Annotated in this window: 17 protein-coding genes; all 17 read right to left on the bottom strand. The window is 38.2% G+C overall.

Annotation, left to right across the window (positions count from 1 at the left end):
• Positions 1-15: 15 nt before the first annotated feature.
• On the bottom strand, positions 16-480 hold the full coding sequence (locus CARFE_RS0106840; protein ID WP_011344664.1) for a ribosome maturation factor RimP: 465 nt from the start codon (positions 478-480) through the stop codon (positions 16-18).
• A gap of 158 nt (positions 481-638) precedes the next feature.
• Entirely contained in the window at positions 639-956 is a 318-nt protein-coding gene (locus CARFE_RS0106845; protein WP_028052207.1) for a DUF6951 family protein, read from the bottom strand.
• A gap of 26 nt (positions 957-982) precedes the next feature.
• Positions 983-1,852: a uroporphyrinogen decarboxylase family protein gene (locus CARFE_RS0106850; protein WP_028052208.1), complete on the bottom strand. Its 870-nt coding sequence runs from the start codon at positions 1,850-1,852 to the stop codon at positions 983-985.
• Positions 1,845-3,635: an ASKHA domain-containing protein gene (locus tag CARFE_RS0106855; protein ID WP_028052209.1), complete on the bottom strand. Its 1,791-nt coding sequence runs from the start codon at positions 3,633-3,635 to the stop codon at positions 1,845-1,847. The genes CARFE_RS0106850 and CARFE_RS0106855 overlap by 8 nt, the downstream gene beginning before the upstream one ends.
• 23 nt (positions 3,636-3,658) lie before the next feature.
• Positions 3,659-4,315 carry a phosphate propanoyltransferase gene (gene pduL, locus CARFE_RS0106860; protein WP_028052210.1) on the bottom strand — a complete coding sequence of 219 codons (657 nt, stop codon included), beginning with the start codon at positions 4,313-4,315 and terminating at the stop codon, positions 3,659-3,661.
• Positions 4,316-4,335: 20 nt separating this feature from the next.
• Positions 4,336-5,781, bottom strand: a complete 1,446-nt coding sequence (locus CARFE_RS14590; protein WP_051250211.1) for an acetaldehyde dehydrogenase (acetylating) — start codon at positions 5,779-5,781, stop codon at positions 4,336-4,338.
• Entirely contained in the window at positions 5,781-6,332 is a 552-nt protein-coding gene (locus CARFE_RS16825; RefSeq protein WP_034541818.1) for a BMC domain-containing protein, read from the bottom strand. Before CARFE_RS16825 ends, CARFE_RS14590 begins: the two co-directional genes overlap by 1 nt.
• 14 nt (positions 6,333-6,346) lie before the next feature.
• Positions 6,347-6,622, bottom strand: coding sequence for an ethanolamine utilization microcompartment protein EutM (gene eutM, locus CARFE_RS0106875; RefSeq protein WP_028052212.1), 276 nt, complete (start codon positions 6,620-6,622; stop codon positions 6,347-6,349).
• A 37-nt stretch (positions 6,623-6,659) separates the two neighbouring features.
• On the bottom strand, positions 6,660-7,322 hold the full coding sequence (locus CARFE_RS0106880; RefSeq protein ID WP_028052213.1) for a cupin domain-containing protein: 663 nt from the start codon (positions 7,320-7,322) through the stop codon (positions 6,660-6,662).
• Positions 7,323-7,358: 36 nt separating this feature from the next.
• The gene (locus CARFE_RS0106885; protein ID WP_210432935.1) at positions 7,359-7,907 is read right to left on the bottom strand and encodes a BMC domain-containing protein; all 549 of its coding nucleotides are present in this window, start codon (positions 7,905-7,907) and stop codon (positions 7,359-7,361) included.
• A 16-nt stretch (positions 7,908-7,923) separates the two neighbouring features.
• Positions 7,924-9,252 carry a 4Fe-4S dicluster domain-containing protein gene (locus tag CARFE_RS0106890; RefSeq protein WP_028052215.1) on the bottom strand — a complete coding sequence of 443 codons (1,329 nt, stop codon included), beginning with the start codon at positions 9,250-9,252 and terminating at the stop codon, positions 7,924-7,926.
• Between the two features lie 14 nt (positions 9,253-9,266).
• Positions 9,267-9,530: a EutN/CcmL family microcompartment protein gene (locus CARFE_RS0106895; RefSeq protein ID WP_028052216.1), complete on the bottom strand. Its 264-nt coding sequence runs from the start codon at positions 9,528-9,530 to the stop codon at positions 9,267-9,269.
• 23 nt (positions 9,531-9,553) lie between these two features.
• The gene (locus CARFE_RS0106900; RefSeq protein ID WP_028052217.1) at positions 9,554-9,838 is read right to left on the bottom strand and encodes a BMC domain-containing protein; all 285 of its coding nucleotides are present in this window, start codon (positions 9,836-9,838) and stop codon (positions 9,554-9,556) included.
• Positions 9,839-9,865: 27 nt separating this feature from the next.
• The gene (locus CARFE_RS0106905) at positions 9,866-10,642 is read right to left on the bottom strand and encodes a hypothetical protein (RefSeq protein WP_028052218.1); all 777 of its coding nucleotides are present in this window, start codon (positions 10,640-10,642) and stop codon (positions 9,866-9,868) included.
• Positions 10,643-10,676: 34 nt separating this feature from the next.
• Positions 10,677-11,333 (bottom strand): ethanolamine utilization microcompartment protein EutL, encoded by a 657-nt coding sequence (gene eutL, locus CARFE_RS0106910; protein WP_084138853.1) that lies wholly within the window; start codon positions 11,331-11,333, stop codon positions 10,677-10,679.
• A gap of 32 nt (positions 11,334-11,365) precedes the next feature.
• The gene (locus CARFE_RS0106915) at positions 11,366-12,826 is read right to left on the bottom strand and encodes an ethanolamine ammonia-lyase reactivating factor EutA (protein ID WP_210432936.1); all 1,461 of its coding nucleotides are present in this window, start codon (positions 12,824-12,826) and stop codon (positions 11,366-11,368) included.
• A gap of 26 nt (positions 12,827-12,852) precedes the next feature.
• Entirely contained in the window at positions 12,853-13,776 is a 924-nt protein-coding gene (eutC, locus tag CARFE_RS0106920) for an ethanolamine ammonia-lyase subunit EutC (RefSeq protein WP_028052221.1), read from the bottom strand.
• Positions 13,777-13,791: the final 15 nt, after the last annotated feature.

Below are 13,791 nucleotides of genomic sequence, written 5' to 3' on the forward strand. Positions count from 1 at the left end.
CAGATCCTCCCGAAACTAAAAATCAAAGGTAAGGTTAGCTTTGGCAATTTGTTCTAAAGGAATTTGTACCTCTCCTTTACCGGCATCGATAACCACCTGGCCATCTCGAACCCCGAGAAGTTTTCCTTTAAACTGCTTCTGTCCCTCAATTGCGGCAAAAGTTTTAATTTGAGCTTCCCTACCAGCAAACTTTTCAAAATCCGCTAATTTTTTCAGGGGGCGTTCAATCCCCGGTGAAGACACTTCCAGGTAGTACGACTGGGGAATTGGGTCCTCTTCATCTAAAATAACACCTATTCTTTCGGAAAAATTTTGACAGTCATCCAAGTCTACACCTTCATCTTTATCTATGTAAATTCTTAAAAAATACCTGCCCGCTTCTTTTACAAACTCGACATCAACCACTTCTAAATTAAGCTCTCCCCCAACCCTTTCGGCAAGGGGCCAAACTTTTTGTTCAATTCCTTTATTCCGGCCCATGCTTTCGCCCCCCTTTCCGTTTTTGCTTTAATATTTTTCCCGTAAACTGCTATTACTAACAAGAAAGAGTGGGAAAACCCACTCTTTCTGCGAAAAGGCTTTTATTTCTTTAACATTATAACACACAAAATTTTCCGCTGCAAGGGACTAAGCAAAAATTAATCCCGATAGAGTTCAATTATAACTTGTTTAGGTAGAGCTAAACCTGCTTCAACTTCAATAGTTTTTAACATCCCAGAAATTCCTGGACATGTCGGATGTGGACTATGTTTGGCAAATATTTGATAGACCTCTCCGCTATGGAGTTTATTAAAAATTTCCTTAAAAGCATCAACCTCTTTTAATTCTTCATTTATTTTTTGGTAATGCGGGCAATCACTTTTAATTTCCATTTTAATTTTACCATTTTCCCTTTTTTTGGCTTTCACTTCAATCGTAAATCCACAAACACCACTAAAAATTTTCCCAGTTGCCATTAATTTGACCCCCATCTCATTTTTTATTAAACATTTTGGTAGATTAATGCCAAGCCTCTTAAATCCAAACCAGGGTACAATCCCGTAGTTGTACCCAAAATAAAGCGTCCCTCACTCGCAATTTTTTTAATAGATGCAATTATTTCTTCCAAATCATTTTTTGTGTAAGCTCTAATTAAATCTTCATAGGTAAGATGTCCCCAGAAACAAATATCCTTTTGCAATTCCTTTTTTAACTCATAAATGTCCATGCCTGAATTTTTATCCAGACAATGGATTCCTTCAAAACCGATATTTATTAATTCTTCAAGAATTTTTCGGTAATTACCGTCAGAATGAAAAAAAGCAACTAAGCCCTCCTTTTTTATTTCATTAACTATTCGATAATATGACGGAAAAAAGTACTCCTGTAATTGTTGTGGACTAATATACAAAGATTGCTTGTAAGCAATATCATCCGCAAGAATTATCCCATTAACTCCCAGGTTACTTACCTTTCTGATGATTTTTTGATTAATTTTTTCAATGTTTTCAACCCACTCCAGCAGCTCTTTACTGTTTTTGCGTAATAAAGAAAAGAATTCATCAAAGCCCAAATATTTTAAGCCAAGCTCAAAAGGACCATCAATTAAGACAAAAACAAAAAGATCAGTTTTAGCCCAATGTTCGATCTCCGGAATTTCCGGATCATCCACTAAATTATGATAATCCGGTACAATAGTAATGATATCCAAGCCAAGCCACGTGACAAACTCCTGCTTTGCGGCAAAATCAACTTTTTCTTTCTGTTTCCAAGCACAAATCACTTTATCTTCAATTAAAAGTTCACCTTTGATAATTTCAGTGGTTGACCCTTCTTTTATTGCTTTATAAACCCTTTCCTTTGCCCTACTCATTTACCCCACCAAAATCAAAACCCATTTTATTGGTAAAGATCTCGGTAAATTCACTAATTGCACTAAGCTCAATATACTCAATTTTCCTAGCAATTTCTAAGGCTCTCTGGTATTCATCTTGCGCAATTAAAGCATACTTTGCCCCCAACCCCGCAGCATTGCCAATAACTTTAATCCTGTTTTTCAGTTCCCAAGGTAAAAGACCAATTTTACAAGCACTTTCGGGCAATAGATAATTGCCAAAGGCACCGGCAAGTAAAATTTCTTTAATATCACTTAATTTTGCCCCATAGTGATTTAATAGAATTTCTATACCAGCAGCCACCGCTCCTTTAGCTAATTGGAGTTCTCGGATATCTTTTTGCGAAATATATATTGGAGAACCGGTGGCAGTATTTTCTTCTAAAACAAATACGCGTGTCCCATCTATATTCTTAATCCGGTTACTTAATTTTTTTCCTCTTTCATTTTTAATCTTTTCTGGTGACAAGAGCCTTCCAGAACTATCAATAATACCGACTTCTAACAAGCCCGCAATTACATCAATAAGCCCCGAACCACAGATTCCCTGTGGCATCGTGTTTCCAATTACAGTATATTGAAATTCATCAGCAAAATAAACATGATCAATAGCTCCTTCAGCCCCTCGCATCCCACAGGCTATGTGGGCCCCTTCAAATGCCGGTCCCGCAGCAGTTGAACAGGCTAAAAGCCTATTTTTGGTACCTAAAACCATTTCACCATTAGTCCCTATATCTATTAAGAGCGTTAAATCATTTGCTTTATCCAGCTCAGCAGCCAAGGTTGCAGCCACAGTATCTGCACCAACAAAACCGGCAATATTGGGAAGCACAAAAATCGGAGCATCAGGATTTACTTTTATCTTTAACTCCTTGGCCCGAACAACAATCGCCTCCGTTAAAACCGGAACATAGGGTGAAAGAGCTAAAAAAGCAGGAGTAATTTTTAATAATAAGTGACTCATTGTAGTATTTCCTGCAAAGGTCACAGCATAAATATTTTCAGGAGTATAATCGGTACCAATTAAAGCTTTTTCAACCAATAAGTTTATCTGACCGATAACCGCTTCATGAAGAATATCCAAGCCATTTTTTTCCGCAGAAGCAAAAGTTATTCGGGAAATTACATCGGCACCATACTTGGTCTGGGGATTAAGAGCAGAAACCCGATTTATTTCTTTACCATTGCTTAAATTTATTAAATAACCAACAATTGTAGTTGTACCAATATCAAATGCCATCCCCAGCAATGTATCGGTTGTATCTCCAGGCTCAATCCCGATAACTTGATTGTCGGCAATAATTAAGGTACAATGAAAGTTATTTTCCCGCAAAATTGTTGGTATTTTACGCAGTAATAAAAGGTCAATTTTCAAATCTTTATAATAAGATATACATTCTTTAATTCTTCCCCAATCGGAACGATTATCAGCGATGGAGGGTTTCGGTATTTTTACATATAACTTTTTCACAAGAGGGTTTACCTTAACTTCCCTTTCCTGACCCTCTTGCAAAATATTATGTCCTTCTTTTTTTGGTTTAACATAAACAACCGTATTTTCTTTAATTTCATACTGACAAGCTAAAACTTCAGCTTCTTCCTTATTTCCCCGAACAATTTTCACCTTACATTTTTTACATTTACCAATCCCGCCACAGGGATAATCCACCAAAATACCATTTTCCGCCAGTACTTCTTTAAGAACTTTTGTTTTTCCCAAATTAATTTCAATATTTACGGGAAATATTTTTAGCTTATACATAACATTTCTCCTCAGCAGTTTTCTTAGATAATTTCCATTAAGTCACCATTTTTCAGGGCAGCAGCATTTGCTTCGTCCACATCCAAGTGCATCTCCAAAATGTAATTGGGGCTTACCCTTACCAAAACATCCAAAAAAACAACCCCTCTATTGCCAATCCCCCGGACATTAACCCTTTCACCATCAATTACCCCAAAATAATTTGCATCTTCAGGACTCATATGAATATGCCTGGCTGCAATGATACAACCTTCGGGCAACGTAATTGAGCCTACGGTTCCCACTAAAGTTATACTTGCAGAACCTGCTAAGTCTCCCGAATCCCTAATAGGTGCTTGAATTCCCAGTTTAAAACAATCGGAAACAGAAATTTCTACCTGAGTACGTTTGCGAAAAGGCCCTAAAATTCTTACCTTTTCAATTACTCCTTTGGGTCCAACCAACGTTACCATCTGTTCACTTACAAATTGTCCAGGCTGGGATAAATCTCGAAGTTTTGTCATTTTAGCTTCCTTGCCAAAAAGTACTTTAAAATCCGTTTCAGAAATATGAACATGATGATTTGAAATTCCTAAGGGTATTTTTCTTTTCGTATAACTTGTTAGTTTATTTTCAAGAACATTACTTAATTGTTTAACCACTTTTTCGGTTATTAAATTAATTAACTGCTCTTTCTCCAAAGGGTATTCCCCCTTTTACACTATAATTGAAGTTGCTCTAACACCGCTTTTACCACTTTAGCAATATCCTCATTGGATAATCTGGAAACTTGAATCTCATTTCGTGGAGTAACACTTACGTCATAAATACCGTAAGCCTGGCGTTTGATATTAATCAAGTGCATGGGGGTAACGTTATCGGATGTACTACTTCCTCCCAGGGTACCGCATCCTAAAGTCAGGGAAGGAGGAAGCCCGGTAGAAAATCCAATCGCTCCCTGAGAAGCAGGAGTATTAACTAAGATTCGAGAAACAGGTTTTTGGATAAATTCACGGGCAATATTTTCATCTTGCGTGTGTATTACAAAACTGTGGCCCTTACCACCTAAATTTAATAGTTCGATGCTTAATAAACATGCTTCATGCCAGTCTTTTGCGGTATAAAAAGCAATAACCGTAGTTAGTTTTTCATAGGAAAGAGGATAAGAAGGTCCATAACCATCTAAAGGAGCTACTAAAAGTTTCGTATCTGGTGGAACCTTGATATTTGCTTTTTCCGCTACGTACACAGCATTCTTTCCTACCATGGCAGGGTTCATTCCACCCTTGGGATTCATCACCACACTGCTTACTTTTCTTACCTCTTCTTCTGATAAAATATATGCTCCCTGAGCCCTCAACTCTTCTAATACTTTGTCTTTTATCGGTTCATCAGCAATAATTGCTTGTTCCGAAGCACAAATAACCCCATTGTCAAAAGTTTTACTTAGGATAATATCCGAAACCGCCTGTGAAATATTGGCAGTCCTTTCAATAAACACCGGAACATTTCCAGGACCAACTCCATAAGCAGGCTTACCGGAACTATAAGCAGCTTTCACCATAGCCGATCCACCGGTAGCTAAAATTAAATCAATATCTTCATGATGCATTAACTCGTTTGTAGCAGCCATGGTAATTTTTGTTAAACAGCCAATAATCCCTTCCGGTGCACCCGCTTTAACTGCTGCCTCGTGCATAACTTCGGCAGCAGCGTAAGTACATCGTGCAGCATTGGGATGGGGTGAAAATACTATCCCATTGCCTGCTTTTAAAGCAATCAAAGCTTTATAAATCGTTGTGGACGTCGGATTGGTGGAAGGAATTAATCCCAAAATAACCCCTACCGGCACGGCAACTTCTAAAATTTTTAATTTTTTGTCTTCTTTTAAAACCCCAACGGTTTTCATATCTTTAATGTAGTTATAGACATTTACCGCAGCAAACATATTTTTAGTAACTTTATGTTCAAATACCCCAAACTTTGTTTCATCCACTGCCATCCTTGCCAGCCATTCGGCATTAGCTTTACCTGCTTCGGCCATTGCCTGGACAATTTTATCAATTTTTTCCTGAGAAAAAGTAGCGAAAACTTGTTGAGCTGCCTTAGCTTTTCTTGCTAAATCCCTTGCTTCTTGAATTGAACTTAAGTCATAATCCAACGCCATTATTTATTTTCACTCCTTTCATTAAAAGCTAAAATCTCCCGGATTAATAATTCTTTATTAGCTTTTGAAATTTCCCTCCCCTTGATCGAAAGACCCGGTAATTTCCGAGCGAAGCGCCGTAGCTCATGAACCGTCATTTTTTGCAACTCTTCTAAAGAAATACCCATAGCAGAAGTTAAATCATTCCCCTGTTCTTGATGAAAAACTTCGTCGTCTTTTGCTTCTACCTTTTTAATATCAGGCAGGCCGGAATTATCTATTTCCGGCCCTTCTTCTTTTTTCCTTTCCAACGTAATATCAATATCTGCTATGGGTCTTGGAATTACATGAACGCTTAAAACTTTCCCAACTCTTTCTGCTGCCATACTTCCTGCCATAACTGCTGCTTTTACAGCTGCCACATCACCTTCTACAGCAACAGTAACAATTCCACTTTTCACCTTTATATAACCAATTAAACTTACCATTGCTGCTTTTAAAGCCGCATCAGCAGCTTCAATTGCTGCAGTTAAACCATAGGTTTCAATAAGACCCAAAGCATTACTTCCCATTTCTTTTACTCCTTTTATTTTGCTTTAGGTAAAATACTTTCCACTTCAGCATGGGGCCTTGGAATAACATGGACAGAAATAAGTTCACCCACTCTTTGCGCAGCAGCCGCACCAGCATCAGTAGCAGCTTTCACTGCACCAACATCTCCCCGAACCATCACGGTTACCAATCCACCACCAACGTGTTCCTTACCAATTAATGTAACGTTTGCAGCTTTTACCATAGCATCCGCCGCTTCAATAGCAGCAACCAAACCTTTGGTTTCAATTAAACCTAAAGCATTGTTCATAAAAACAACCTCCTTTAATTTTTCAAATTTTTAAAATTTATTTTTGATAATTTGATAACTCGGCCCAATTCGCCGGATAGGTTACATAAAAGAATTTGGCATAATCCGGCGAACTAAACGTTATTTTAGTATTTTTGGGTAAGTAGAATACATCACCCGCTTTACCCTGATACGTCTTACCATTAACAATAATTTCCAAAGTACCTTCAAGAACGTAGTCAACTTCTTCATAACTAAGTTCCCAGTCAAACCTGGAATTTTTAATTTCCATAAAACCTGCAGAAATATTCGGACTTTCTTTTAAAGTAAATAACTCCCGTATGGTAACATTATCTTTGGGATTTCCGGTGTTAAATTGTTCAAAGGTAACTGATCTCCCCTTAACCAAAATTAAGCCACTTTGATCCGCTTCCTTTTCCAACCCCCTTTCATTTAAAAATTGGGGAAATAAATTTTTAAGTACATCTTTAACTATTCTTTTGATCACCTCTTGCTCAAGACTTAATGGATTTTGCACCGGTTTTTCCCAAGGTTTTTCCAGGTTCATTGGGGAATCGCTATTTTCAACTTTTAAATTAAACTCCTTTATTAAATCTTTTGCCGCCGGGGTAAGGATGACATCTTTTTCTAAGTAAAGCGTATCACATCCTTTCTGGAGCAAAGATTTTATATCTGTTGCCGTAATGGCTTTTCTACCCACCTCTTCACCTCCTTTTTGAAAAAGTTTTCAGGTACTCTATAATAAAAACGGTAAAAGTGACTTGTGGGGCGAAGGTATAACAACTTTATTTACCAGTAAGCCTTTTTCTTTTACTTCTTTACTTCCAGCTTCAATGGCAGCTTTTACTGCTCCAATGTCACCGGTCAAAGTTACAAAAGCTTTTCCGCCAATACCAATTCCCAAACGGACTTCAATTAAATCTATCTCTGCCGCTTTAACACAGGTGTCCGCCGCTATAATTGCTGCAGCAATAGAAAAAGTTTCGATTACCCCAATGGCCTGAAAATCAATATCCTGGGAAGTAGAGGTAAAAGACTTAATAACCGCCGGATGAACATTGGGAATTACAAAGTAATCCACCAGGGAATCTGCGCTTTTTTCAATGGCAGTTTTAACTGAGTTTTCTACAGCAGCCACATCACCGCTAATTAAAACAATATATTTTCCAGGACATACAGAACGGCAATATAATAGGTCTACTTGAGCAGCTTTTACCATGGCATCCGCTGTTTCAATTCCTTGAGCAATACTGTTAAATTCAGCAAACCCAATTGCTGTTATCACCCTGTTTCACCTCATCCTATTCGGATTCAATTAAGATATAATCTTTAATTTCTACCACCGTTCCCGTAATGCTTGCATGAACGTTTGCTCCAAGCGCTCCCTCAGGAATCCTGGCAATTATTTCACCCTTACTCACTTTTTGCCCAACCTTGACTTGTGGAATAGCAGAAGCACCAATATGCTGTTTTAAGGAAAGTTTAACTTTCTGCGGTTTAAATTCTAATTTCGTTAAAGGTGCTTTCTTGTAATAATTTCGCAACTCTAAAACCTCAATGAGCCTTTTTACTGGTACCTTGCGAAAATCTCTAAATTTAAATGGAGGTCGTATTTGCTTTTCTTTTTTGTAGTTAACGCCATTTTCTTGTAATTTTTGTTTTAGTATTTTATTAACGGTTCGTGGCTTTAATTTCATCGGACAGGCATAAAGCTCACAAACCCCGCATTCACAGCAAATTAAAACCATATCGATATCTTCTAAACTTTCCAAATAATTGAGATTTCTCATAACTTTATGGGGTTGTAAATTATGGCCTAATAAAAACCTTGGACACAATTCAGTACAATAAGAACACTGGATACAAGCCGCCTTGGCCTGGCTTACCAGCTCTGTTGGCTTCTGGGTTTTTTTAAAAACCAAACTGTGCTCTTTTGGCAAAATAATTAAACCTTTCGTTAATTTATTAATAGGGAGACTAAAATCTTCAATAACATTTCCCATCATTGGTCCGCCATCAATCACCACTTTATCTTTTAGGTTATTTACCCCTAATGCAGTTAATAAGTCCTCAATAATTACACCCACCGGCAATTTTAAAGTAACCGGGTTTGATAATTCACCTACCACCGTTACAAATTTTTCAGTTACTGGCTCATCCTTTTCTACGGCTTTTACCACATTAAAAACCGTTTCCACATTTACAACTACTACCCCAACGTTGAGAGGAATACCGCCGGGAGGAACTACTCTACCTGTAACTTCATAAACTAAGACTTGCTCATCTCCTGCAGGGAAAAAATCTTCTAAAATATAAATTGAGATATTTTTTTCATTTAATTTTTTTAATTCAGAATTTAAGGCATCTATTGCATTTCGATACTTTTCTTTTAGTGCAATAATCCCTTTTTCCGCCCCAGTGCTTTCCATCATATACTGTAATCCCTTAATAATAAGGGAAGGATATAACGCCATTAATTGCTGATCTACCTGAAGTAACGGTTCACACTCAGCCCCATTGATTATAACCATTTCTGCCTGTGACGCCGCCTTTACATGAGTAGGAAATCCGGCTCCTCCTGCTCCTACCACACCTGCTTCTTGTATTTTCTTTACAATAAGATCATTCATCTTTTTTCACCTCTTTAAGACTCTTCCATTCTTTCATCGACAATTCCCACTATTACCGCATCCACCGGTGTATTTTCCAAACCTGCAAATTTTCTTGCAGCAGATCCACCCATAGAAATGATTACCGTTTCTCCAATCCCTGCTCCGATAAGGTCAGCTGCTACGATTATTCTCCCCTCAGCTTCATCTAAAGCTTTTACTACCATAAGCTTTATTCCCGTCAACGACTCATCTTTTTTTGTAGACCAAACATTATCTATAACTTTTCCCAGAATCATATTTTGCCCCCCAACTCTTTCTCTTAAATTTCTCCTTTTATAGCTCTTATTGCATGCTCCACCGCTGCGACGTCTCCTGAAATGGCAATTAATACAACATGCTGCGGGCAAAGTCCCCGTATTTCTTCAACCTTAACCTGAGCAGATTTTTCAGCTATATCTGCCGCTTTGAGAATTTCTGCTAAATTGCCTTCGACCAAGCCAATTGCTCCAGGATTTTCGGCTACGTAATCTCTTAACCCTGAACCCCGGCGATTTAATATCTCCCTAACTCCAATCGAAGGAGATTTAATAATCTCAATTTTCATAACTTAATCTCCCTTTAAATCCCACATTTAACAATGACAATCTACTTTATAATATCCTGCCGCCAACTGTAACATAATGACATATATTAAACTGCTCATCCGGTTTAAGGATTGCAATATATCTTCCCGGAAATCATTTTGATTTAAAAAGGCATCCACCGCGGCTAACTCTAATTCACGGCAATTAGTTCTCAAAAGATTTAGTAAAGCCATCATACGTCCTTGCCCTGGAGAAGGAATCAAATGGTCTATATGGTAGTACTTTCTTGGATTATGAGAGCGAGCGCGAATCTCAGCTTCCGTCATTCCGTTAAAATCAAGTTCCTCTAAAGGCAACTCCTGCACTTCAGCTTTCATTATTTTTTTTGCATAATCCAATAATTGCCAGAGGTCATTCACCAGCGCTTTATAACCGCAATTTTTTGCTTCTTCTATCACATAAATTAATAGAGATTCAAAAGAATCGAGCTTTCCGCGAAATTTAATCCTTGGATGATTTTTAGGTACCAAATACCTGCCCCGTAAATGCGTCATCGACTCCGGTTTATAATCAAGCTTTTCTCCGGTCTCCAAAACTACATATTCATTTTTACTAATTTGGCTAACTACGTCCCCTGCTTTTTCCGGAATTTTATTGTTAGCTATCCCTTTTTCCTTTTCTTCCGGCCAAATAATTTTAATTTTTCTTTCATTTAAAAACTGTAAAGCAGCTGGCGTAAGTTTCGTGTTTTCCGGTACTTCAAAAACCTCCATTGGTCTTTTTTTAAACTCATCCCTTAGTTCTATTTCGGTAATAATTCTCATTTAATCACCCCTGACTTTTATCCCACAGGGCCAGTTAAAAAGTCTTTGGATTCCGGGCTACAGCCAAAACCGCATCTCTAAAGGCTTCAGTTGCAGCTTTACAGGCGCTCTGGGAACCGGTGAGCAAACCACCACCAAAGTTTGTTTCACTTGGAGGTCCAAACCAAACAGCCATCCGGACATCAGCCGCTTTCAGCGCCGCATCAACACCAAAGACCGATTCCAAAGGAGGTGCAATTAAATATGCCAAAGCATCCCCTTCCTTAATCCCAGCAACTTTTGATAAATAAGAGCCGGTCCGGGAAATAGTTTGAGCATAGAAGACAATAGTTCCCTCTTCATTGGCGGTATAAAAAAACGCTTCCTCCTGAATCATCAGCTGAGCAGCTTGAATTCCTGCTTTCACTTCCGCAGGATTAGGTCCGGCTATTATCCCAATAAATTCCCCCGACAACGGTCCAGAAGCATGGGCAGCACCGGCGTAAAAGGATTTCGCATAAACAACCTCTACCTGAGCTTTTTTGGTCGCTTCATCAATCGCTGTATAGCCGACATCATCTATTGTACAGGTAAACATCCCAATACTTTTTTGGTCCGGTCTTAAGTTCAAACTTGCCGCAAGGTCCGGAGATACATTAGGAATTATCCGAATAGCCAAAATTTCCGCTTTAATTGGCTCTAAAATACCCATTCATGACTCCCCCTAACGTAAAGTTTTGAAATTTACTCAAAAACCAAAGTTTTTACTGCTACTGGAACTACCCTTCCACCCAGCAAAGGCTTTCCTATATCAATAAGGTCACCCTCGTATACCTGAATTTGGTCAATACAGATTATTCCTCTTTTATTGCCAAGTTTCAGCTCCAACTCTAAACCTAAAACTTTAGCACAATCTTTTTCTACAATCACAATTAACGGACTCGAAGCATCAAGAAATTTCTCCGTTCCCATTATTATTCCGGAGGCAAGATTTTTTATAAATTGGTAATTTACATCTTTTATTCCATCAAGATAGAGAGCAAACAGCTGTCCTTTTTCTAAATGAAACTTTTCCAAAGCTTTTTGAATAGTCGATGCAATCTCAACGCTGGAAAGTGGAGCATGACCTTGAAATGGAGCAACTACATAAATATTTCTAAGCGGTAAAAGAGCTTCATCAACCCTAATTGTACTGCCACTAACGTCTACCGAATGGGTTCCTGCTCCAATAACGGTTGCCCTAATGGTCTCACTGGGTTTTACCGGAGTTATCTGAAATTCCCGGCATTTTTGCTTTATCGACCAGCCCAACAATGGACCTATATCACCAAAAATCGAAACTTGAGCAAAAGAAACGGGGGTAAAATCGCTGTAAATAAAATCGGCAACGCCTCCGGAAAAAATATAATCATCAATTTTATAATCAAGCCGTAGCGGCGGAGTCATTAATAATTCTCTGGTTAAAGGATTTAAACTCTTTGCTGTTACGGTCTCCAAAACTATCTCAGCCATTACATCAGTAACTTTTTTTAGATCTTCCAGTTCAACGGTTTGACCAATATCCCAGGAAATACCCAAATTCAGCAAAATGTAACGCATAGGCTTTGCTATGTATTTTATCTTGGACTTTTTCTCCTCAAATTCTATTAACCTTCCGCCAATATTCACACAGGCCGTATCTAAAACCTTTCCTTTATCAAAAACACATATATTGGAAGTACCCCCACCAATATCAATATTTACTACAGTTTTTAAAAACTTTTTTGCATAAGCCGCCGCTCCAGAACCTTTACCAGCAAAAATCGCTTCCAAACTGGGACCGGCAGTAGCAATCACAAACTCTCCTGCAAACCCGGCTAAAGACTCAACAATACTCTTGGCATTTTCTTTTTTGGCCGTTTCACCGGTAATAATAACTGCTCCTGTTTCAACCTGCTCTGGTTTAATACCGTATGCTTCGTATTCTTTTTTTACAATTTCCGCTACTTTTTGCGCATCAATAGTTTCATAATCTATTAGAGGTGTAAAATAAATTTTACTGCGGTGGATTATCTCTTTTTCAACAATTTCCATTTTTGGAATCATGAAACCGGAAGCAGTATTTTTTATTTTTAACCGGCTGATTACCAATTGAGTGGTAGTTGTACCAATATCTATACCAACGCTGATAACATCCCTCTCACTGGCCTCCGAGATACCAAACACCCGCCTTTCTTCCCCGTCCCGTTGCACTATAATTGTTTACTTAAGTTCATTCCACTTGCTTTTGCTTTCAGGACTTGTTTAATAACTTCCACCAAATGGGCAGCCGCTTCCGCTGGTGGAGTCCCACCTTTATGGATATTGGAAATTACCGTGCGGTCAGCTTCTACTGTTTTTTCATTTGGTTTATAGATAATATAAGCGCTCATACTATCTGCTGTAGCAAGACCGGGTCTTTCACCAATTAACGATACCACCACTTCCGCATTTAAAAGCATACCAACATGGTCCTGCACACCAACTCGCCCGTATTTGACAAACACCGGTTTTCCCAAAATAATGTTTTCTTTTTCCAGCCCTTTGATTAATACCGGCAAAACTTCCGGTACATTTGCTTCAATAGCCGAAGAACTTAAGCCATCTACCACCAAAATTTGTACCTGGATATTTTTCGGGCAATTTTCTAAAAGTTTTTTTACACTTTCTTCATTTAATTTTTTTCCAAGATCTGGCCTTTTTAAAAACTCTTCTTTATCCTTGGCTAATGTTTGCACTTCAATTAATCCCATTTTTTTTACAAAATCTTCCGAAACATCTAAAAAAACAGCATCCATTGCTTTGGCATGATCGGCAAAAAAGCGTAAATACGCATTAGTTTTGGGTCTGGCACCAGCACGGTATAAACCAATTCTGGCAGGAGTGCACTCTTTCATTCTCTTTAAAGCCGCTAAATTTTTTGGATTAGGAACCCAAACATCGTTTATTTCCGGAACCTCCAGATAATCTTCCACATCAATTATAGAACAAGTAGCATTACTTTCTTTGCTAAATATTGCTTCGTCCTTTTTATTCTCCTTTTCCTCCCCGCTGTTAAAGTTAAGTTGCACCCCCTTTTTGGCTAATTCCTTAACAACTGCCTCAATTATCATTTTTTCAACATTATTTTCCACCACCGCTGTTCGCCTCCC

The organism is Carboxydothermus ferrireducens DSM 11255, assembly GCF_000427565.1.
Lineage (GTDB): Bacteria > Bacillota > Z-2901 > Carboxydothermales > Carboxydothermaceae > Carboxydothermus > Carboxydothermus hydrogenoformans.